We start from the raw sequence: 19965 nt of genomic DNA on the forward strand, positions 1-19965 counted from the left end.
GCCCGCGGGGGCGGGCCGGCCAGTCCGTCCGCGCCCCAGGGGCCGCCCGCCGAGGAGCATGCACATCGTGAGCACGCCCGACCAGCCTTCCGACCAGCCCACCGAACGGCCCCCCGGGACGCCGGGCGCCGAGCCGCCGTCCCGCACGGCCGCCGCAGGCGCCGCGACGCCGGCCGGTGCCGCCGGGGACGACGACCCCGCGACCTCCCCCGTCGGCAGGCTGGCCGCCACCGTCGAGCGGCTGCGGCGCGAGGTGCGCGCCGCGCAGGCCGAGGCGGAGGGCCGGGCCCTGGTCGAGCTCGCCAAGGGCATCCTGGTCGAGCGGCTCGGATGCGGACCGGCGCAGGCCGCCCGGCAGCTCGCCGAACTCACCGAGCAGGCCCGGGTGACACCGCTGGAATTCGCCGTCGAGGTCATCAACCAGGCCGCCCGCGACCGGATGTCGGAGGTCACGGACGCCTTCCTCGCGGCCGCCAACGGCGCGGGCCCGGTGGAACGCGACACGGCCGCCGTACGGTTGCGCGCCGCCGAGAGCGGGGCGCTCGCCGCCTCCGACGCGCAGGCCGTGGCCGACTCGCTGCTGGAACACGCGCTGCGCCCGCTGGGCGCGGTCGCCGTGGCGGTGTGGGCCGCGGGCCCCGACGGCTCCCTGACGCTGGCGGGCAGCGCCGGCTTCTCCCCGGCGGAGGCCGCCCGCTGGCGCTACGTACCGCCGGACGTGGCGACGGTGGCGCGCCGAGGGCTCGTCGAGCGCAGCGGCCAGTGGTTCACGTCGCCGACCGGGACCGGACTGCCCACGATCGGGCGGCACCCGTACCCCGAGGGCGGCCGGGTGGCCGTGCCGGCGGGCACCGGAGGGCGCATCCACGGCGTCCTGGAGATCGCCTGGCCGGGGCCGCTGGAGCCGCAGCCGCCGCAGGTGGTCCGCCAGGTCGAGGCCCTCGCGGAGCTGTGCGCGCACACCCTGGAGACCTACCCGCCGCACCCCGACGCGGCCGAGGAGCCGCGGATCCTGCCGGACGCCGCGGAACTCTCCGACCTCGCCGACGGGTTGTACGACCCCGCCCTGGTCCTCGTGCCGCACGTCGACGACTCCGGGCAGCTGGTCGACTTCCGCATCCAGCACGTCAACACCCGCTTCCTCGACCCCGCGGGCCGGCCCCGCGCGGTGGTGAGCGGCGCGCTGCTGCTGGAGGCGTACCCGATGACGGCCGGGGACAGCGAGCTGTTCCAGCGCATCGAGCGGGTCTACGCCACCGGCGAGCCGTTCCGCGCGCGGCGCATGCATCTGACCGCGCTGGTGGACCAGGTGCCGCTGTCGGCGGTGGCGGACATCAGCATCAGCCGGCACGCGGGCAGCGTGCTGCTGATCTGGCGGATCGAGGACGAGACGGCACGGCTGGCGAGCCTGCTCCAGCACGCCCAGCGGCTCGGCCGCATCGGCGGCTTCGAGGAGAACCTGCTGACCGGCCAGATCACCTGGAACAGCCAGATGTTCGATCTGTACGGCCGCTCCCTCACCACCCCGCCGGTGCCACTGGAGGACCTCCCCGCCCACGCCCACCCCGACGACGCGGTGGCCATCGGCCGGTTCCTGCGCACGCTGCTGCACCACCGGCGGCCCGCCACCGCGGCCTTCCGGCTGCAGCGGCCCGACGGGGTCAACCGGCACATCCGGATCGTCGCCGAGCCGGTGCTCGACACCGACGGCCGGCTGTTCGTGCTGCGCGGCGCATGCCAGGACATCTCCGCCCAGCACTGGACGGAGGTGGCGCTGGCCGCCACCCGTGACCAGCTCGCCCACACCGAGCAGCAGGCCGCCGAACGCAACCGGCTCACGCTCCAGTTGCAGCACGCCATCATGCCCCCGGAACAGGCCCCGCTGCAGATGCCCGGCCTGGAGGTCGCCGTGCGCTACCGCCCGGCGGAGACCGAGCAACTGGTGGGCGGCGACTGGTACGACGCCGTGGTGCTGCCCTCTCGGCGCGTGCTGCTGTGCGTCGGAGACGTGGCCGGTCACGGCATAGAGGCCGCGACGAGCATGGTCGTGCTGCGCAACGCGCTGCGGGGCCTCGCGGTCACCGGCGCCGGACCGGGGCAGCTGCTGTCCTGGCTCAACATCGTGGCGCACCACCTCACCGGCTCGGTCACCGCGACCGCGGTGTGCGCCCTGTACGACCCGGAGCGGCGCACCCTGCGCTGGGCCAGGGCGGGTCATCTGCCGCCCGTGCTGGTGCGCGACACGGAGGCCACGCCGCTGCCGCTGGTCAAGGGCATCCTGCTGGGCGCCGTCGCGGAGGCGGCGTACGAGGAGGCCGAGGTGCAGCTCGCGGCCGAGGACACGCTGCTGATGTACACCGACGGCCTGGTCGAACGCCGGGACCGCTCCGTCGAGGAGTCGCTGACCCACCTGCTCACGACGGCCCGCACGGCGCCGAGGACCCTGGACCAGCAACTCGACCGGCTCCTGACGTACAGCAGGTCGGACACGGACGACGACACCTGCCTGGTGGGTGTCCGCGTCGACTAGCGAGGCCCACGGCGGCCGTCACAGGTCGCCGCGGCACTCCCGCAGCAGCTCCTCGGTGCGCTGCGCCGACGCGGCGTGCGTGCTCATGTGGTCCAGCACCTCCAGATGGGCCGAGACCTCGACGCGGGAGTCGAGATACAGCGCGCCGCTCAGGTACTCGGTGAAGACCATGTCCGGCAGTTCCGGTTCGCCGAAGCGGAACAGCGAGAAGGGGGCGTAGGTGCCCGGGTGCGGGCCACGGGCGAACTCGGCGATCTGGAGGGTGATCCGGTCGCTCCCGGCGGCCTCCAGCAGCCGGTCGAGCTGCTCGCCCATGACCTCGCGGCGGGTGCTCACCGGGCGGCGCAGGACCGTCTCGTCCATGACCACCCACAGGTGCGGAGGGTCGGACCGGCGCAGCAGTTCCTGCCGCGCCATGCGCAGCGAGACATGCCGTTCGATGGTCTCCGCACCGCCGGACTGCCCTATCGTCCCGGCCTGGAGCACGGCGCGGGCGTAGTCCTCGGTCTGGAGCAGTCCGGGCACGAAGTGCGGCTCGTAGGAGCGGATCAGCCGGGCGGCGCCCTCCAGACTGACGAACAGGCTGAACCAGTCGGGCAGCACATCGCTGAACCGCTGCCACCAGCCGGGCCGGTTCGCCTCCTCGGCGAGCGCGACGAACGCCGCCACCTCGTCCTCGGGGATGCCGTACGCCGGCAGCAGGATCTGGAGGTACGGGATCCGGAGCGCGACCTCGGCCGTCTCCATCCGCCGTACCGTCGCCGGGGCCACCCGCAGCACCAGGGCGGCCTCCTCGCGCCGGAACCCGGCCGCCTCACGCAACTCCTGCAGCCGTTTCCCCAGGACCACCTGGCCCACGGTGGGCGCGGCCCGCCGCTCACTCACGCCACGCCTCCCCTACGCGCCGAAAGCACGCGTGCAGTCTGTCATGTTCCGCTTGGGCGCACACGGGCGCGGCCGTGCGTCCCGCGCCACTGCCTCGGGCGCGGCATGACGTCCGGGGTAATCGACCCGGCCGTCCGCGCGGGCCATCGTGGTCGTACCGGGTGCCGGACCGGCGCACTCCGGCCCGGCACCCGGGTCCCGGCCCGACTCGACCTCGACGGAGGGTGATCCGCCATGTCCGCAACCCAGCTCGCCGCTCTCGCCCGCACCACCGGACCGCACGCCGCCCTTCGCCGCTTCCTCGCCCTGGACGCGGTGGTGACCGGGGCGAACGGTGTCGCCTACCTGGCCGCCTCCGGGCCGCTCGGGCGGCTTTTCGGCGTGGACCCCGGGCTGTTGGCCGTCCTCGGCGCGGTGCTCGTGCTCTACGCGGGCGGTGTCGCGCTGCTCGCGTTCCGGCCCCGTCCCGCGGCGCTGCCCGTGCGGGTGGTGATCGACACCAACCTGGCCTGGGCGGCGCTCAGTCTCCTCGCCCTGGCGCTGTGGCTCACGCCCAGCACGGCGGGCGCGGTGTGGGGCGTGCTCCAGGCCTTCGTGGTGGCCGCGTTCGCGGGGCTGCAGTACGCCGCGCTGAGGGCACGTCAGGGCATCAGTGTGTGAAGGTACTTGACCGTCGCCGGGTCGGCCGGGAGCAGCGTCTCGATGGCCAGCTCGGCGACCGTCACGTCCAGGGGCGTGTTGAACGTCGAGAGGGACGAGACGAACGACAGCACCCTGCCCTCGTGCTCGATCCGCAGGGGCAGCGCGAAGTAGGGCACGGGCCCGGCAGGTTCGGCGACCGGTGCCGGGTCGGGGGCCGGATAGGCGGTCACCTCGTCGTACAGCTCGCGCAGCGCCGCCGAGCGGTGGAGCGCGAGCTGCCGCTCCATCTGGGCGAGCAGATGTCCGCGCCACTCGGGGAAGTTGCGGATGCGCGGGGCCAGACCCTGAGGGTGCAGCGTCAGCCGCATCGCGTTCGGCGGCAGGGCGAGCAGCGACTCCGGCAGGCCCTCCAGCAGCATGGTGACGCCCCGGTTGGCGGCCAGCACGTCGTACGTCGCGTCCACCACCAGCGCCGGGTACGGCTCGTAGCCCTGGAGCAGCCGTTCCATGCCCTCGCGCAGGGCCTCCAGCGCCGGGTCGTCCAGCGGCGTCTCCGGATAGCGGGGCGCGTAACCGGCCGCCAGCAGCAGCGCGTTGCGCTCCCGTACGGGCACGTCCAGGTGTTCCGCCAGCTTCAGCACCATCTCCTCGCTGGGGCGCGAGCGGCCCGTCTCGACGAAGCTGATGTGCCGTGCCGAGGAGCCCGCGCGCAGCGCCAGTTCGAGCTGGCTGACCCGTCGCCGCTCCCGCCAGGCCCGCAAGTGCGGGCCGACGCCCCGGCCGGCGGGGACGACCGGGGGCGTGCCGTGCGCGGAGGGGAGAAGGGTCATACGCAAGACGGTAGTCGAGCGGGCGTTCCGGCGCGCTCCGCCTCCCGGGTCCCGCCGGCCGCCGCACGCCCCGCCGGCGGCGCCGACCAGGGGCGGGACGGCCCGCCTGTGGCACGCTGAAGGGGTACGCGACGTCCATGGAGGGAGACCGCTCATGCCCGTCGAAGCGCTGTCGCGCGAGGAGATCGAGGACCGGCTGGAAGCACTGCCCGGCTGGTCGCTCGACGGCGACCGGCTCACCCGCTCCTACCGGCTCGCCTCGCACTTCGCCGCGACGGCCCTGGTCGTGCACATCGCGCAGGTCCAGGAGGAGCTCGACCACCACTCCGACCTGACCCTCGGCTACCACTCCGTCGACCTCACGGTGACCACGCACAGCGTGGGCGGCAAGGTCACCGCGCTGGACTTCGGGCTCGCGGAGCGGGTGGAGGCCCTCGCCCCGGCGCACGGTGCCCGCTGAGGGCACGGTGCTGGACTACACCGAGGAGGCCGAGGGCTACGACGTCTCCCGCGGCGGCGAACCCAGGGCGGCCGCCGCCGCGGAGGGCGTGCTGCGTCTCGTGCCGCACAGGGCGCGCAGCCTGCTGGACGTGGCGTGCGGCACCGGCATAGTGACCCGGCGGCTCGCCGCCTCCCGGGCCGGACTGCGGGTGACGGGCGCCGACCTGACGTACGCGATGGCCCGGCACGCCGCGAGCCGCCTGCCCGGCACCGTCGTGCTCGCCGACTGCCGCCGACTGCCCTTTTGCAGCGGGGAGTTCGACGCCGTCGCCAGTGTGTGGCTGCTGCATCTGCTGCGGCGGCCCGAGCACGTCCGGGCAGCCGTGGCCGAGTCCGCCCGGGTGCTGAGGCCGGGCGGGGTCTATGTGACCACGGTGGACAAGGCGGCCGCCCACAACGTGGGCAGTGACATCGATGCCGTCCTCGCCTCCCGCCCCCGCACCCCCTTCCTCGACACCTCGCGGGCCGTCGCGACGTACGCCGCCGAGCACGGGCTGCTGCCCGCGGGACTGACCCGCTTCCCGGGCCGGGGCCAGGGCCGCAGTCCCCGCCGTACCATCGCCGACCTGCACCGCGGCTGGTTCGTGACGCTCCCGCCCGGCCACCCGCTCGCCGAGGTCTACGCCGCCCGCCTCGCCGCGCTGCCCGACCAGGACCGCCCCCGCCCCGACCCGTGGTTCACCTTGCGCGCCTTCCGCAAGGCCGGGTGAGCGGGCGGGCACGCGGAGCCCGCCGGCCGCCGCGATCCTTTGCCGCTTCGGCAACGGACCTTGCGTTTCGCGGGGCCGTCGTCGCACCCTGGCGGCATCCGGAGGAGAGGCTGACCCCCATGGCGCACGACCACCACACCGACCACCGGCACGAGCAGCGGCACGGTCACCACCACGACCACGACCACGCCGAGGTCGACTGGTCCGAGATGGCCCCGCACCTGGAGGAGGGTGCCGAGCTGTTCTCGCCCCTGTACGAACGGGCGCTCGCCTGGCTCGCGAAGCAGCAGACCGCGCCGGGCCTGGTCGTCGACGCCGGCAGCGGCCCCGGCGTCGTCTCCGGCCTGCTCGCCGAGACCTTCACGGGCGCCCGCATCGTCGCCGTCGACGGCTCCGAACCGCTCCTCGCCCGGGCCCGCGAGCGCGCCGCACGGCTGGGCTTCGCCGACCGGTTCGGGACCCTGGCCGGTGAGCTGCCCGGCGTACTGGACGACCTGGACTACCCCGCCGATCTGCTGTGGGCGAGCCGCAGCCTGCACCACATCGGCGACCAGCGGGCCGCCCTGGCCGCCTTCGCGGGCCGGCTGGCGCCCGGCGGGACGCTGGCGATCGTGGAGGGCGGTCTGCCGACGCGGTTCCTGCCGCGCGACATCGGGATCGGCCGCCCCGGGCTCCAGGCCCGGCTGAACGCGATCGAGGAGGAGTGGTTCAACGAGATGCGCGCGGCACTGCCCGGCACGGTCGAGGAGACGGAGGACTGGCCGGCCCTGCTGACCGCCGTGGGTCTGACCCACCTCCGCAGCCGCAGCTTCCTGCTCGACCTGCCCGCACCGGCGACCGACCGGGCCCGCGGCTATGTCGCCACCACCCTCGCCCGCACCCGTGAGGCGGTCGCCGAGCGCCTGGACGCCACCGACCTCGCCACCCTCGACCGCCTCCTCGACCCCGACGACAAGGCGAGCGTCCACCACCGGCCGGACTTCTTCCTGCTGACGGCACAGACGGTGCACGCGGCGAGCGGGCCCCTGTAGCGCCCCGGACCCCTTGACCTGGAGCGCGCTCCAGGTGATGGACTCCCGGCACACATCGGGAACAACAGGGGGTACGTCATGAAGGAGTCCCAGGTCGCGCTCATCACGGGGGGCGGCAGTGGCATAGGCGCGGCGGTGGCACGGCGTCTGCTGGACGCCGGGCACCGGGTGGCCGTGACGGGGCGGGGGGAGGAGCGGCTGCGCGCCTTCGCCGAGGAACTCGGGCGGCCCGAGGAGCTGTTGACCCTCGCCGGGAACGCCGCCGACCACGAGGACGTGCGGGCGGCGGTGGAGGCGACGCTCAAGGAGTTCGGGCGGCTGGACACCGTGGTGGCCAACGCCGGGTTCGCCACGCATGACACGGTGGCCGAGGGCGACCCGTCCGGCTGGGCCGAGATGGTGCTGACCAACGTGCTCGGACCGGCGCTGCTGATCCGGGCCTGCGTCGACGCGCTGAGGCGGACGCAGGGGAGGATCGTCCTCGTCGGCAGCGTCGCCGGGTTCGTGCCGACGCCGGGCAACCTCTACGGGGCGACCAAGGCGGCGGTGACCGCCCTCGCCGAGAACACCCGGCGGCAGGTCACCACGTGGGGGATCGGGGTCACGCTGATCGCTCCGGGACGGGTGGAGACGCCGTTCTGGGACGAGTACGGGAGCCTGCCGCCGGGGCGTCTGCTGACCGCCGGCCAGATCGCCGACTCCGTCGTCTGGGCGATCCGGCAGCCCGAGGGCGTCGACGTCAACACGGTCGTCGTGCGGCCCCTCGGGCAGCCGAACTGATCCGCGCGGCGAGGCCCCCCCGGAACCTCAGCGGTTCCGGGGCGCCTCGGCGTGGCTGCGGAGACGATCCCGGGTCAGCCCGCGTCGAAGGTGGCCGGGTCCGGGCCCAGCCGGCGGTCCTCGTTCAGCGCGCTGATCGCCGCCAGGTCCTCGGTGTCCAGGCTGAAGTCGAAGACGTCGATGTTCTCCGCGATCCGCGACGGCGTCACGGACTTCGGGATCACCACGTTGCCCAGCTGGAGGTGCCAGCGCAGCACGACCTGGGCGGGCGTGCGGTTGTGCTTCTGGGCGATGGCCACGATCGCCGGGACCTCCAGCAGGCCCCGGCCCGAGCCCAGCGGGGACCAGGCCTCGGTGGCGATGCCCTGCTCCGCGTGGAACTCCCGGGCGGCGTGCTGCTGGAGATGCGGGTGCAGCTCGATCTGGTTGACGGCGGGGACGACCGACGTCTCGGCGATCAGTCGCTCCAGGTGCTCCGGCAGGAAGTTGGAGACGCCGATCGCCTTGATCCGGCCGTCGGACTGGAGCTTCTCGAACGCCTTGTACGTGTCGACGAACAGGCCCTTGGCGGGCAGGGGCCAGTGGATCAGGTAGAGATCCACGTAGTCGAGGCCGAGCTTTGCGAGGGAGACGTCGAAGGCACGCAGGGTGGAGTCGTACCCCTGGTCGCCGTTCCAGAGCTTGGTCGTGACGAAAAGCTCCTCGCGAGGGACGCCGGAGGCGCCGATGGCCCGTCCGGTGCCCTCTTCGTTGCCGTAGATCGCCGCTGTGTCGATGCTGCGGTACCCGGTCTCCAGCGCCGTGGCGACCGCGCGCTCCGCCTCGTCGTCCGGCACCTGCCAGACGCCGAAGCCCAGCTGGGGCATCTCGACGCCGTTGTTGAGGATGATCGGGGGGACCTTGCTGCTCACGAGCTCTCGATCCTTCGGTTGTCGTCAGGTGGTACTGACATCGTCAACGATCACGGCCCGGGATGCATTCCTGACGCGAAAATGACCGGAAGCCGCCTCAGGTGCCGTACAGCGCCTCGACCTCCTTGGCGTACGCCTTCTCGATCGCCCGGCGCTTCAGCTTCAGCGAGGGCGTGAGCAGCCCGTGCTCCTCGGTGAAGGGCTGCGCCAGGATCCGGAACGTGCGGATCGACTCCGCCTGCGAGACGAGCGTGTTCGCGGCGACCACGGCCCGGCGCACCTCCATCTCCAGATCCGGGTCGCGCACCAGCTCGGCCGGGGTGAGCCGGGGCTTGTTGCGCATCTGGAGCCAGTGCTCGACGGCCTCCTGGTCCAGCGTGACCAGGGCGGCCACGAAGGGACGGTCGTTGCCGACGAGGATGCACTGGGCGACCAGCGGATGGTCGCGGACCCGCTCCTCCAGCAGGCCAGGCGCCACGCTCTTGCCGCCGGAGGTCACGAGGATCTCCTTCTTGCGGCCGGTGATCGTGAGGAAGCCGTCCTCGTCGAGGGAGCCCAGGTCGCCGGTGGCCAGCCAGCCGTCGTGCAGGGTCTCGTCGGTGGCCTTGGGATTGTTGAGGTAGCCCTGGAACAGCGTGGGGCCGCGCAGCCAGACCTCGCCGTCGTCGGCGATGTGCACGGTGACGCCCGGGACGGGCTGCCCGACCGTGCCGTACCGGGTGCGCTCGGGCGGATTGGCGGTGGCCGCCGCGGTGGACTCGGTCAGCCCGTACCCCTCGTAGATCTGCACGCCCGCGCCCGCGAAGAACAGACCGAGCCGCCGGTCCATCGCCGAGCCGCCGGACATGGCGTGCCGCACCCGGCCGCCCATCGCGTCACGGACCTTGGAGTAGACGAGCTTGTCGAACAGCTGGTGCTGCATGCGCAGCCCCGCCGACGGGCCGGGCCCGATGCCCCACGCCTTGTCCTCGACCGCGTCCGCGTAGCGCACGGCGACGTCGACGGCCTTCCCGAAGGGCCCCGCCTTGCCCTCCCGCTCCGCCTTGCGGCGGGCGGCGTTGAACACCTTCTCGAAGATGTACGGCACCGCCAGGATGAACGTCGGCCGGAAGGCGGCCAGGTCGGGCAGCAGCGCGGCCGCGTTGAGCTGCGGCTGGTGGCCGAAGCGGACCCGGCCGCGGATCGCGGCCACCTCCACCATCCTGCCGAACACGTGCGCGAGCGGCAGGAAGAGCAGGGTGGCCGCCTCGTCGCCGCGCCGGGAGTGGAACACCGGCTCCCAGCGCTCGATGACGGTGTCCGCCTCGTACATGAAGTTGCCGTGCGAGATGACACAGCCCTTGGGGCGGCCCGTGGTGCCGGAGGTGTAGATGATCGTGGCGACCGAGTCCGGGGTGACCGCCTTGCGATGCCGGTGCACCACCTCGTCGTCCAGGTGCGCGCCCACGTCGTACAGCTCGTGGAGGGCGCCCGAGTCGAGCTGCCACAGCCGGCGCAGCCTGGGCAGCCGGTCGATGACGGTGGCGATGGTCATCGCGTGGTCCTCGTGCTCCACGATCGCGGCCGTGACCTCGGCGTCGTAGAGCATCCAGTAGCACTGCTCCGCCGACGACGTCGGGTAGACCGGCACCACCTGCGCCCCGATCGTCCACAGCGCGAAGTCGAACAGCGTCCATTCGTAGCGGGTGCGGGACATGATGGCGACCCGGTCGCCGAACCGTATGCCCTCGGCGAGCAGGCCCTTGGCCAGGGCCAGGACCTCGTCGCGGAACTCGGCCGACGTCACGTCCCGCCAGTGACCGGCGTCGTCCTTGCGGCCGAGCGCGATGTGCAGCGGATCGTGCTCGGCGTACTCGAAGACGACGTCGGCCAGGCCGCCCACCGGGGGCGCCAGCGCCAACGGAGGATTGGTGAACTCGCGCAAACCCGCTCCCCGCTCTCTGTGACGGTTCCCTGTGACGCCCGCACAGGCCGTGAAAGCTACCCCACGGCCCGTCGGGAAGGGAGGGGTCCGGAAGCGGAGAGGCGCTCGGATATGTGCTGGTCAGCGGAGAACGACAGGTGCAGAACGGGAGGATCCGGACCGATTCCTGACGGTGGAGTAAGTTTCGGCAGCGTAATCTCCACGGAATCTGTACGAGCCACTTACCGCGCCGGGCCTCAGCGCCTGTGCAGCCGCTCGCCCGCCGCCAGGACCGCCGCCGCCAGGGCGTCCGCCGGGCCCTGGGAGACGGCGCGGCGACGGCCGTGCACCAGGACGAAGTCGACCTTGCCGAGTTCGGGCAGGCCGAAACGGTCCGGGACGCGGACCAGGCCCGGCGGGACGAAACCCTGGGAGTGGGCCATCACGCCGAGGCCCGCGCGGGCGGCGGCGATCAGCCCGTTCAGACTGCCGCTGGTACAGGCGACGCGCCACGCGCGGCCCTGGCGCTGCAAGGCCTCCAGGGCGAGGGCGCGGGTGATGCCCGGCGGGGGATAGACGATCAGGGGGATGGGCCGTTCCGGGTCCAGACGCAGGCGTTCCGCGCCGATCCACACCAGGCGGTCGCGCCACACCGGCTCGCCGCGCGGGTCCTCCGGTCGCCGCTTGGCCAGGACCAGGTCCAGCTTCCCCGCGGACAACTGCTCGTGCAGGGTGCCCGAGAGCTCCACGGTCAGCTCCAGGTCGACCTCGGGGTGGTCGTGCCGGAAGCCCTCCAGGATCTCCGGGAGCCGGGTGAGCACGAAGTCCTCCGAGGCGCCGAAGCGCAGCCGGCCGCGCAGCCGGGTACCCGTGAAGAACGCCGTGGCGTGCTCGTGCACCTCCAGGATCCGGCGCGCGAAGCCGAGCATCGCCTCGCCGTCCTCCGTCAGCTCCACGGAGTGCGTGTCCCGGCTGAAGAGCTGCCGTCCGGTCGCGTCCTCCAGTCGCCGCACGTGCTGGCTCACCGTGGACTGGCGCAGCCCGAGCCGGCGCCCGGCCTGGGTGAAGCTCAGCGTCTGGGCGACGGCCAGGAAGGTGCGCAGGTGGGAGGGGTCGTACACGGAGCCAGCGTAGCGCGGTCATCGTGATTCGTGATGACAGTCAGAGTGGTATGCCGGATTCACGATCGGCAGGTGAGGGAGGACCATGGAGCGGGGACCCGTGACCCCTACAGGTCCTTGAGTCAAGAGCTAAGTGGAGCACCGTGAAACGCCTGCGCTGGCCGTCCTGGATGCCGATCGACCCGTACGTCCTGCTGTTGCTCGGGACGGTGGGGCTCGCGGCACTCCTGCCGGCCCGGGGGGCGGGCGCCGACGTGGCCTCCGGCGCCGCCACCGCCGCGATCGCCTTCCTCTTCTTCCTCTACGGCGCCCGGCTGTCCACCCGCGAGGCCCTGGACGGGCTGAAGCACTGGCGGCTCCATGTCACCGTCCTGGCCTGCACCTTCGTGGTCTTCCCACTGCTCGGGCTGGCCGCGCGCGGTCTGGTCCCGGTGTTCCTCACGCACTCCCTGTGGACCGGACTGCTCTTCCTCACCCTGGTCCCGTCGACCATCCAGTCGTCGATCGCGTTCACCTCGATCGCCCGGGGCAACGTGCCCGCCGCGATCTGCGCCGGCTCCTTCTCCTCGCTCGCGGGCATCGTGATCACGCCGCTGCTCGCGGCGTCGCTGCTGGGCGGCGGAACCGGCGGGTTCCAGGCCGACGCGATCATCAAGATCGTGTTCCAGCTGCTGGTGCCGTTCCTCGCCGGGCAGCTGCTGCGGCGCTGGATCGGCGGCTTCGTCGCCCGCCACCGGAAGGGCCTCGGCTACGTGGACCGCGGCTCGATCCTGCTCGTCGTGTACACCGCGTTCAGCGAGGGCATGGTCCACGGCGTCTGGCACCAGGTCAGCCCCGCCCGGCTGGCCGGGCTGCTCGGCGTGGAGGCGGTGCTCCTGGCCGTGATGCTCGCCCTGACCTGGTACGGCTCCAAGGCCCTCGGCTTCGGCCGGGCGGACCGCATCGCCATCCAGTTCGCCGGGTCGAAGAAGTCGCTGGCGTCCGGGCTGCCCATGGCGAGCGTGCTGTTCGGCGCGCAGGCCGCGCTCGCCGTGCTGCCGCTGATGCTCTTCCACCAGATGCAGCTGATGGTGTGCGCGGTGATCGCCAAGCGCCGCTCCCACGACCCGCGTGAGCAGCTCACCGCGCCGGCTTCAGGCGCAGCGTCACGAACCGTGGTCGGTACAGGCTCACGTTCCCGCTGATCGCCGCCGCCGCGCCGGTCGTCTCCAGCCAGTTGACGTCGTAGCTGAGCACGAGCCGCCCCTGGCCGCCGAGGCCGGGGTGCGCCTGCGGGTTGTACGCGGCGACCCCGCCGGACGGCAGCGGCGGGCTGAAGCCGCCTGTGGGCCCGTGCCAGGGCCCGGTGGGGGAGCAGGCCCAGTACGCCGACACCGTGCCGAGGCCGGCCGCGCCCGCCGCCATCGTGAACAGCACGTAGGTGTCCCCGTCCCGCACCACCGAGAACGCGCTGCCCACGCCGGTGCGCCGGCCGTCGCCGAGCACCGGGGCCGGACGGGTCCCGGTGACCCACTCGGAGCCGTTCCAGTACTCCCAGGCCGCCGGGTCCCCGAGCCCGCCGTCCGGCACCCGCGCCACGTACGCCGACGACACGGGGCGGGACACGGCCTGCCGGTCGTCGCCGCCGAAGACGTAGCTCCAGCCGTCCCGTGCCACCAGCGTCGTGCCGAACAGCACCCGCCGGGACGGGTCCGGCACCGTCCGCTGGTCGAACACCGTGGTGACGGACTCGACCCGCAGGTCCGGCAGGGACAGGGTGGCGACCTCGGTGGCGAGCGGCACCCCGTAGATCCACGGCGCCGGAGCGGCCGCGCGGGTCCACAGCAGCACCCGCACGACCCGCTCCGCCGAGCCGGGGGAGCGGGGCTCGACCCGCGCGGCGACGGGCCAACGCCACTGCCCACCCGCCGGTTCGGGGAAGAGGGGCGCGGGGAGCGTCCTCGCGAGCCGGCCCCCGGACATCACCACCGCCGAGTTGCGCACCATCGGCGCGGTGGTCTCGCGCCAGGCGTACGACTCGCCGGACGGATTGGGCGGGGGGTGCACGGGGCCGAGGAACGTGTCGGAGAACAGCCACAGCACCCGGCCGTCGGGCAGCTTCAGCGAGTGGGTGCCGTCACCGCCGGTCCAGTCGTCGGTGCGGCCGGCGTCGTCGCCGTAACGCGCGAACTCGCCGGTGAGCGCGGCGTCCGCCGACCACGAGGCGACCGTACGGCCCGTGCACGCGCGGCCGCCCTCCCGGTTGCCGTCCGGGAGGGCGGTGAGCAGCACGGCCGCGAGGACCAGGGTCAGCAGCAGTGCGGCCCAGGTTCCCGTGCGCTGTCGTGCTCGTCGTCGGTCGGGCACGCTCCGCGACGTTAGCGGGCGGCGGTCACCTGGTCCATGGGCAGCCACAGGATGTTGCCGAACCAGGGCCCGGTGTGCGTGGTGCGGAGCCGCTCGATCTCCTCGTCGGACAGGTCCGTGTCCCAGACGCGGACCTCGTCGAGCGCGCCGGTGAAGAAGGCCCGGCTGTCCATGCGCTGGCCGATGTGCACCCCGAAGGGCGAGTTGCGGCTCACCGAACCGGGCACGTCCTCGGTGCTGATCGCGGTGCCGTCGATGAACAGGGTCAGCTGCCCACCGCCGCGACGCAGCGCGAGGTGGTGCCACTTGCCGTCGTTGTACGCCCCGTTCGTGGACACGGCGGCCGAGTTGACGGTCCGCACCCCCTCCCTGGTGGTGATCAGCCCGCGCACCCGGTTGCTCGCCGGCTCGGCGCGCAACCAGACCTGTGGCTGGCTCGTGCCCACGCCGCCCATCCACAACAGCGGCTGCTCGCCCGTGGTGGCCGTGTAGCGGAACCACAGGGAGGCGGTGAAGTCCCCGTCGCCGAGCGGCAGTTCCTCGCGGTACGGCAGTCGTACGGCGTCGTCGGTGCCGTCGAAGGCGAGCGCGTTGTTCAGCACGCCGGCGGTGGTCGAGGCGCCGCCGAGGACGCTCGCCCCGGGGGCGAGCAGGGCCCGGTCGTCGGTGGTCGGGTCGGCGCCGCGGCGCGGCGTGAGCCACTCCTCGTTGAAGCGGGCGAAGCGGATCTCGTCGCGGGCGTCGACCGTGCCGGCCTCGTACATCAGGCCGACGGTGGTGCCCGAGACGTCCACCAGATCGGAGTAGCCGGCCCAGTCGCGGGAGACGACCGTGCCGCGGTCCACGCTGTCCCAGGTCTCGCCGTCGTCGTAGGAGGAGCGGATCATCATGGTCCGGCGGCGGTCGGGGTCGCCCGGGCAGGCCAGCAGGAGCCGGTCGCCGAGGCGCAGGGTGGCGCCCTGGACCTGGGGGGCGTAGAGGTCGGGGAGGGACTCGAAGCGGCCCTTGAAGGTCTGGCCGCCGTCGCCGCTGACCACCTGGGAGCGATGGCCGAGTTCCGTGCCCTCCTGTTCCCGGCCGCTGACCAGGATCGTGCCGTCGGAGCGCTCGGTCATGGTGATCTCGGAGGGCTTCTGGCCGAAGGTGCCGTCGGCGGAAAGCGGCCAGGAGTCGGTGGCGCCGATCCGCCAGGTGGTGCCGCCGTCGTCGCTGAGGACGAGCGCGGCGTGGTTCGCGGTGACCCGGTTGCCGTCCCAGGTCTCGGTGTTGACGCCGAAGACCAGCCGTCCGGCGTGGGCGCCCTGGGTGAGCTGGATGCCGTGCACGGGGCCGGTGGCGTACCAGGAGTTCCAGTGCGCGGGCAGGATCTGCGGGCCGAGGTCGCGCGGGCTGGACCAGGTGGCGCCGTCGTCGTCGCTGTGCTGCAGATGGGGGACACGGTCGCAGGGGACGTCGCAGTGCTCGCTGTCGGGGCGGCCCGTGTTGTACGTCTGCGCCAGCAGGATGCGGCCCGTCTCCCGGTCCACCACCGGGGTGGGGTTGCCGTGCGTGTCGCCGGCGCCGTCGTTGACGACCTGCAACGGGCCCCAGGTGCGGCCGCCGTCGGTGGAGCGCTTCAGCACGATGTCGATGTCCGTCGCGTCCCCGCAGTTGAGGACCCGTCCCTCGGCGAACGCGAGCAGGGTGCCCTTGGCGGTCCGGACGACCGCCGGAATCCGGAAGCAGGCGTAGCCCGGGTCCTGCGAGGCCTTGAAGAGGACCTGCTCGTCGAAGAGCGGTGCGGCCGCGGCGGGTTGGGCGTGGGCGGGGCCCGGCAGGGCGGCGGCAGCCGTCAGGACGGCGCCCGCGGTGAGGGTGACTCTCAGACGTGAGCGGAGTCGAGACGGCATGAATGACCCTTCATTTGTCAGAACATCTGGACATCCCACGTCCAACCTATGCGCCACAGACGGTAGTTGCCGCAGCGACACACCGCAACCAGCGGGGTCGGGGCAACGGGGGTGGCGGTCAGGTGACCTGATGGAGTGTCAGCAAAGGCGGCGGAAGGGTACGCCGCATCGGCCGCGGGGCGCGGCGCGTCGGATCGGGCCTCCTGAGTTCGTTGGAGTTCCCAACGATAAATCAGTTCGTGAGGAAATCCGAGGAATTGCGCACTACGCCGGATTCATGGCTGAGGCGGGACCCCTGCGGCGCAGGGGGCGCTCCCCGCCGTTCGGGGCCCCGCCGCCGTGTCGCGGGGTGCCGTCAGCCCTGTGCGGCCGCGGTCCGCAGAGCGATGCGGTCCTCGCCCGCGTACACGTTCATGGAGCTGCCCCGCAGAAAGCCCACCAGGGTCAGCCCGGTCTCCTGGGCCAGGTCCACCGCCAGCGACGAGGGCGCCGAGACCGCCGCCAGCAGCGGGATGCCCGCCATCACGGCCTTCTGCGCCAGCTCGAAGGAGGCCCGGCCCGAGACCAGCAGGATCGTGCGGGACAGCGGCAGGCCGCCGTTCTGCAGGGCGCGTCCGACCAGCTTGTCGACGGCGTTGTGCCGGCCCACGTCCTCCCGGACGTCGAGCAGCTCGCCCGCCTCGTCGAACAGCGCCGCCGCGTGCAGACCCCCGGTCCGGTCGAAGACCCGCTGGGCGGCGCGCAGCCGGTCGGGGAGGTCCGCGAGCAGCTCGGGCTCGACGCGGACCGGGGGAGTGTCGGCGATGGGCCAGCGGGCCGTGGTCCGCACCGCGTCCAGGCTGGCCTTCCCGCACAGCCCGCAGGACGAGGTCGTGTAGACGTTGCGTTCGAGCGTGATGTCGGGGATCGCCACCCCGGGCGCCGTCTGCACGTCCACCACGTTGTACGTGTTCGAGCCGTCCACGGTGGCGCCCGCGCAGTAGACGATGTTCCGCAGGTCGCTTTGCTCGCCGAGTACGCCCTCGCTGACGAGGAACCCGGCCGCGAGCGCGAAGTCGTCGCCGGGGGTGCGCATGGTGATCGCGAGCGGTTTGCCGTTCAGGCGGATCTCCAGTGGTTCCTCGGCGACGAGTGTGTCGGGGCGGGTGGAGACCGCCCCGTCCCGGATGCGGATCACCTTGCGTCGTTCCGTGACTCGTCCCATGTCCTGATCAGCCCCGGTTCTGTACGTGCTGGTAGCCGAAACGGCCCTTGATGCAGAGGTTGCCGTGGGTCACCGGGTTGTCGTGCGGCGAGGTGACCTTGACGATCTCATTGTCCTGCACATGGAGCGTGAGGTTGCAGCCGACTCCGCAGTAGGCGCAGACCGTCGTCGTCTCCGTCTGCTGCGACTCGTCCCACGTACCCGCCGCGCGCATGTCGAACTCGGACTTGAACGACAGCGCCCCCGTCGGGCAGACCTCGATGCAGTTCCCGCAGTACACGCACGCCGAATCGGTGAGCGGGCCGTCGTGCTCGACCGCGATCCGGGCGTCGAAGCCGCGGCCCACGACGGAGATCGCGAAGGTGTTCTGCCACTGGTCGCCACAGGCGTCGACGCACTTGTAGCAGAGGATGCACTTGTCGTAGTCACGGACGTACAGGTCGTTGTCGATCCGGGGCTCCTCGTCGAGGCGGGCCGCGTCCGGGCCGAAGCGGTCCGGCTTCGCCTCGTACTCCTTCAGCCACCCCGCCACCTCCGGTGTGGTCGACAGGTCGACCGAGGAGGCGAGGAGCTCCAGGACGATCTTGCGGCTGTGCCGGGCGCGCTCGGTGTCCGTGTGCACCGTCATGCCGGGCTCCGCCTTGCGCGAGCAGGCCGGGACGAGGGTCCGGGAGCCCTCGACCTCGACCATGCAGACCCGGCAGGCGTTCTTGGGCGTGAGCGTGTCGCCCTGGCACAGGGTGGGGATGTCCTTCCCGGCCGCCCGGCAGGCGTCCAGGACGGTCGAGCCCTCCGGGACCCTCGCCTCCTGCCCGTCGACGGTGAACTCGACCAGCCGGCGCGGCACACCCAGTGGTATCGCGGTCATTCGTATGCCCCCAGACGGTCGATGGCGGATTCCACGGCGTTCCAGGCGGTCTGTCCCAGACCGCAGATCGAGGCGTCCCGCATCGCGCGGCCGACCTCTCTGAGCAGGGCGATGTCGCCCGCGGCGGCGGCTCCGGTGCGCTCCGCGATCCGGTGCAGCGCCTCCTCCTGCCGCACGGTGCCGACCCGGCACGGCACGCACTGCCCGCACGACTCGTCGCGGAAGAACTCGGCGATGCGCAGCAGCAGCCGGGGCAGCGGCACCGTGTCGTCGAAGGCCATCACGACACCCGAGCCGAGCGTCGTGCCGGCCTCCCGGGTGCCTTCGAAGGTGAGCGGGATGTGGGTCTCGTCGGGCCGTACGAAGCCACCCGCCGCGCCACCGAGGAGGACCGCGCGCAGCCCGTCCCGCACGCCCGCCAGCTCCAGCAGCTCGCCCAGCGTCGCGCCGAACGGCAGCTCGTAGATCCCGGGCCGCGCCACGCTGCCCGACACGCAGAACAGCTTCGGGCCGGTCGAGGCCTGCGTGCCGATGGCCGCGTACGCCGGGGCGCCCATCGTCAGGATCGGCAGGACGTTGACCAGCGTCTCGACGTTGTTCTCCACGGTGGGCTTGCCGAACAGGCCCTTCTCCACCGGGAAGGGCGGCTTCGAGCGCGGCTCGCCCCGGTAGCCCTCGATCGAGTTGAACAGGGCCGTCTCCTCGCCGCAGATGTACGCGCCCGCGCCCCGCCGGATCTCGATGTCGAAGGCGTATCCCTGGCCCAGGACGTCCTCGCCCAGCAGACCGCGCGCGCGTGCCTGGGCGAGGGCGTGCTCCAGCCTTTGCACGGCGCGCGGGTACTCGCCGCGCAGGTAGAGGTAGCCGTGGTGGGCGCCGGTGGCGTACCCGGCGATGGTCATCGCCTCCACCAGCGCGTACGGGTCGCCCTCCATGAGCACCCGGTCCTTGAAGGTGCCCGGCTCGGACTCGTCGGCGTTGCAGACGACGTAGTGCGGGTGGTCGGGCTGGGACGCCGTGGCCTGCCATTTGCGGCCGGTGGGGAAGGCGGCGCCGCCGCGTCCGACCAGGCCCGAGTCGGTGACCTCGCGGATCACTCCGGCGGGTCCGAGTTCGAAGGCGCGCCGCAGGGCGGTGTAGCCGCCGTGGGCGCGGTAGTCGTCGAGCGAGGCGGGGTCCACCACGCCGATCCGCCGCAACAGCACCAGATCGGGCGATCCGGCCTGCGGCACGGCCAGCGCGGCCGGCGGCTCCTGCGGCGCCGAGTCGGGCGAGGTCGCGGCGAGGACGGCCGCGTCGACGGTCGCCGGCGCGGACACCGCCGTACGGACCGGATCGCCGGCCTTGACGGCGAGCGCGGCCGGGGCGCGTTCGCACAGGCCGAGGCACGGGGAGCGCTCGAGGTGGACGCCGGGACCGAGGCGGGCCTCGATCCCGGCGCACAGCTCCTGCGCTCCGGCGGCCGCGCAGGCGAGGTCCGTGCAGACGTGCAGCACGGTCGCCGGACGCGGCTTGACCGAGAACATCGCGTAGAAGGTGGCCACCCCGTACGCCTCCGCCGGCGGCACGGTCAGCCGCCGGCACAGGTAGTCCAGGGCGCCGTCGCTGATCCAGCCGATCCGGTCGTTGATCGCGTGCAGCCCCGGCAACAGCAGGTCGCGGCGGTCGCGTGCCTCCCGGCCGCCCCGCGCCCACCGCAGGTCGGCGTCGGAGCGGTCGGCCCCCTCCCACGAGGACTCGGGCGGACCGAGCAGGGCGTCGACGGCCGCCCGTTCGTCGTCCGTCGGTTTGCTGTCACCGAAGTGCAGGTCCAC

Annotated in this window: 17 protein-coding genes; 7 read left to right on the forward strand and 10 right to left on the reverse strand. The window is 72.9% G+C overall.

What is annotated here, in order from left to right; all coding sequences use genetic code 11:
* The first annotated feature begins 58 nt into the window (after window positions 1-58).
* The gene (locus ACIP2X_RS01155; RefSeq protein WP_401665854.1) at window positions 59-2530 is read left to right on the forward strand and encodes a SpoIIE family protein phosphatase; all 2472 of its coding nucleotides are present in this window, start codon (window positions 59-61) and stop codon (window positions 2528-2530) included.
* An 18-nt stretch (window positions 2531-2548) separates the two neighbouring features.
* On the opposite strand, the gene ACIP2X_RS01160 is transcribed toward ACIP2X_RS01155, so the two are convergent.
* Window positions 2549-3415, reverse strand: a complete 867-nt coding sequence (locus tag ACIP2X_RS01160; protein WP_401665856.1) for a helix-turn-helix domain-containing protein — start codon at window positions 3413-3415, stop codon at window positions 2549-2551.
* A gap of 234 nt (window positions 3416-3649) precedes the next feature.
* On the opposite strand from ACIP2X_RS01160, the gene ACIP2X_RS01165 reads away from it, so the two are divergent.
* Window positions 3650-4075 carry a hypothetical protein gene (locus ACIP2X_RS01165; RefSeq protein ID WP_401665859.1) on the forward strand — a complete coding sequence of 142 codons (426 nt, stop codon included), beginning with the start codon at window positions 3650-3652 and terminating at the stop codon, window positions 4073-4075.
* On the opposite strand, the gene ACIP2X_RS01170 is transcribed toward ACIP2X_RS01165, so the two are convergent.
* Entirely contained in the window at window positions 4057-4887 is an 831-nt protein-coding gene (locus tag ACIP2X_RS01170; protein ID WP_401665862.1) for a helix-turn-helix domain-containing protein, read from the reverse strand. The genes ACIP2X_RS01165 and ACIP2X_RS01170 overlap by 19 nt on opposite strands.
* Before the next feature lie 154 nt (window positions 4888-5041).
* Between ACIP2X_RS01170 and ACIP2X_RS01175 the strand changes: the two genes are divergently transcribed.
* The 4 genes from ACIP2X_RS01175 (at window position 5042) to ACIP2X_RS01190 (ending at window position 7909) form a co-directional block, all read left to right on the forward strand.
* Window positions 5042-5347, forward strand: a complete 306-nt coding sequence (locus tag ACIP2X_RS01175) for a 4a-hydroxytetrahydrobiopterin dehydratase (protein ID WP_401665864.1) — start codon at window positions 5042-5044, stop codon at window positions 5345-5347.
* 7 nt (window positions 5348-5354) lie between these two features.
* Window positions 5355-6098, forward strand: coding sequence for a class I SAM-dependent methyltransferase (locus ACIP2X_RS01180; protein ID WP_401665866.1), 744 nt, complete (start codon window positions 5355-5357; stop codon window positions 6096-6098).
* 119 nt (window positions 6099-6217) lie between these two features.
* On the forward strand, window positions 6218-7129 hold the full coding sequence (locus ACIP2X_RS01185; RefSeq protein ID WP_401665868.1) for a class I SAM-dependent methyltransferase: 912 nt from the start codon (window positions 6218-6220) through the stop codon (window positions 7127-7129).
* A 78-nt stretch (window positions 7130-7207) separates the two neighbouring features.
* Entirely contained in the window at window positions 7208-7909 is a 702-nt protein-coding gene (locus ACIP2X_RS01190; protein WP_401665871.1) for an SDR family oxidoreductase, read from the forward strand.
* A 74-nt stretch (window positions 7910-7983) separates the two neighbouring features.
* On the opposite strand, the gene ACIP2X_RS01195 is transcribed toward ACIP2X_RS01190, so the two are convergent.
* The 3 genes from ACIP2X_RS01195 to ACIP2X_RS01205 form a co-directional block, all read right to left on the reverse strand.
* On the reverse strand, window positions 7984-8820 hold the full coding sequence (locus ACIP2X_RS01195; protein ID WP_401665873.1) for an aldo/keto reductase: 837 nt from the start codon (window positions 8818-8820) through the stop codon (window positions 7984-7986).
* 97 nt (window positions 8821-8917) lie between these two features.
* A complete protein-coding gene (locus ACIP2X_RS01200; protein WP_401665876.1) occupies window positions 8918-10744 on the reverse strand; it encodes an AMP-dependent synthetase/ligase in 1827 nt (608 codons plus the stop codon).
* Between the two features lie 236 nt (window positions 10745-10980).
* Window positions 10981-11844 (reverse strand): LysR substrate-binding domain-containing protein, encoded by an 864-nt coding sequence (locus tag ACIP2X_RS01205; protein ID WP_401665879.1) that lies wholly within the window; start codon window positions 11842-11844, stop codon window positions 10981-10983.
* Window positions 11845-11987: 143 nt separating this feature from the next.
* Between ACIP2X_RS01205 and ACIP2X_RS01210 the strand changes: the two genes are divergently transcribed.
* Window positions 11988-13028, forward strand: a complete 1041-nt coding sequence (locus tag ACIP2X_RS01210) for a bile acid:sodium symporter family protein (RefSeq protein WP_401665882.1) — start codon at window positions 11988-11990, stop codon at window positions 13026-13028.
* On the opposite strand, the gene ACIP2X_RS01215 is transcribed toward ACIP2X_RS01210, so the two are convergent.
* From ACIP2X_RS01215 to ACIP2X_RS01235, 5 genes are all read right to left on the reverse strand, one after another.
* Window positions 12964-14190 (reverse strand): DUF4185 domain-containing protein, encoded by a 1227-nt coding sequence (locus tag ACIP2X_RS01215; protein ID WP_401665885.1) that lies wholly within the window; start codon window positions 14188-14190, stop codon window positions 12964-12966. The genes ACIP2X_RS01210 and ACIP2X_RS01215 overlap by 65 nt on opposite strands.
* 11 nt (window positions 14191-14201) lie before the next feature.
* Window positions 14202-16079 (reverse strand): exo-alpha-sialidase, encoded by a 1878-nt coding sequence (locus ACIP2X_RS01220; RefSeq protein ID WP_401665888.1) that lies wholly within the window; start codon window positions 16077-16079, stop codon window positions 14202-14204.
* 355 nt (window positions 16080-16434) lie between these two features.
* Window positions 16435-17283: a formate dehydrogenase accessory sulfurtransferase FdhD gene (gene fdhD / locus ACIP2X_RS01225; protein WP_401665891.1), complete on the reverse strand. Its 849-nt coding sequence runs from the start codon at window positions 17281-17283 to the stop codon at window positions 16435-16437.
* 7 nt (window positions 17284-17290) lie between these two features.
* A complete protein-coding gene (locus ACIP2X_RS01230; protein ID WP_401665894.1) occupies window positions 17291-18151 on the reverse strand; it encodes a 2Fe-2S iron-sulfur cluster-binding protein in 861 nt (286 codons plus the stop codon).
* On the reverse strand, window positions 18148-19965 hold the full coding sequence (locus tag ACIP2X_RS01235; RefSeq protein WP_401665896.1) for an NADH-ubiquinone oxidoreductase-F iron-sulfur binding region domain-containing protein: 1818 nt from the start codon (window positions 19963-19965) through the stop codon (window positions 18148-18150). The genes ACIP2X_RS01230 and ACIP2X_RS01235 overlap by 4 nt, the downstream gene beginning before the upstream one ends.

Source organism: Streptomyces sp. NPDC089424 (genome assembly GCF_044749345.1).
In the GTDB taxonomy this organism is placed as follows: Bacteria; Actinomycetota; Actinomycetes; order Streptomycetales; family Streptomycetaceae; genus Streptomyces.

Bases quoted from the DNA above. Each gene is read 5' to 3' on its own strand.
- ACIP2X_RS01155 (WP_401665854.1), top strand. From the start codon at position 59: ATGCACATCGTGAGCACGCCCGACCAGCCTTCCGACCAGCCCACCGAA.
- ACIP2X_RS01165 (WP_401665859.1), top strand. From the start codon at position 3,650: ATGTCCGCAACCCAGCTCGCCGCTCTCGCCCGCACCACCGGACCGCAC.
- ACIP2X_RS01170 (WP_401665862.1), bottom strand. From the start codon at position 4,887: ATGACCCTTCTCCCCTCCGCGCACGGCACGCCCCCGGTCGTCCCCGCC.
- ACIP2X_RS01175 (WP_401665864.1), top strand. From the start codon at position 5,042: ATGCCCGTCGAAGCGCTGTCGCGCGAGGAGATCGAGGACCGGCTGGAA.
- ACIP2X_RS01185 (WP_401665868.1), top strand. From the start codon at position 6,218: ATGGCGCACGACCACCACACCGACCACCGGCACGAGCAGCGGCACGGT.
- ACIP2X_RS01190 (WP_401665871.1), top strand. From the start codon at position 7,208: ATGAAGGAGTCCCAGGTCGCGCTCATCACGGGGGGCGGCAGTGGCATA.
- ACIP2X_RS01220 (WP_401665888.1), bottom strand. From the start codon at position 16,079: ATGCCGTCTCGACTCCGCTCACGTCTGAGAGTCACCCTCACCGCGGGC.
- fdhD (WP_401665891.1), bottom strand. From the start codon at position 17,283: ATGGGACGAGTCACGGAACGACGCAAGGTGATCCGCATCCGGGACGGG.
- ACIP2X_RS01230 (WP_401665894.1), bottom strand. From the start codon at position 18,151: ATGACCGCGATACCACTGGGTGTGCCGCGCCGGCTGGTCGAGTTCACC.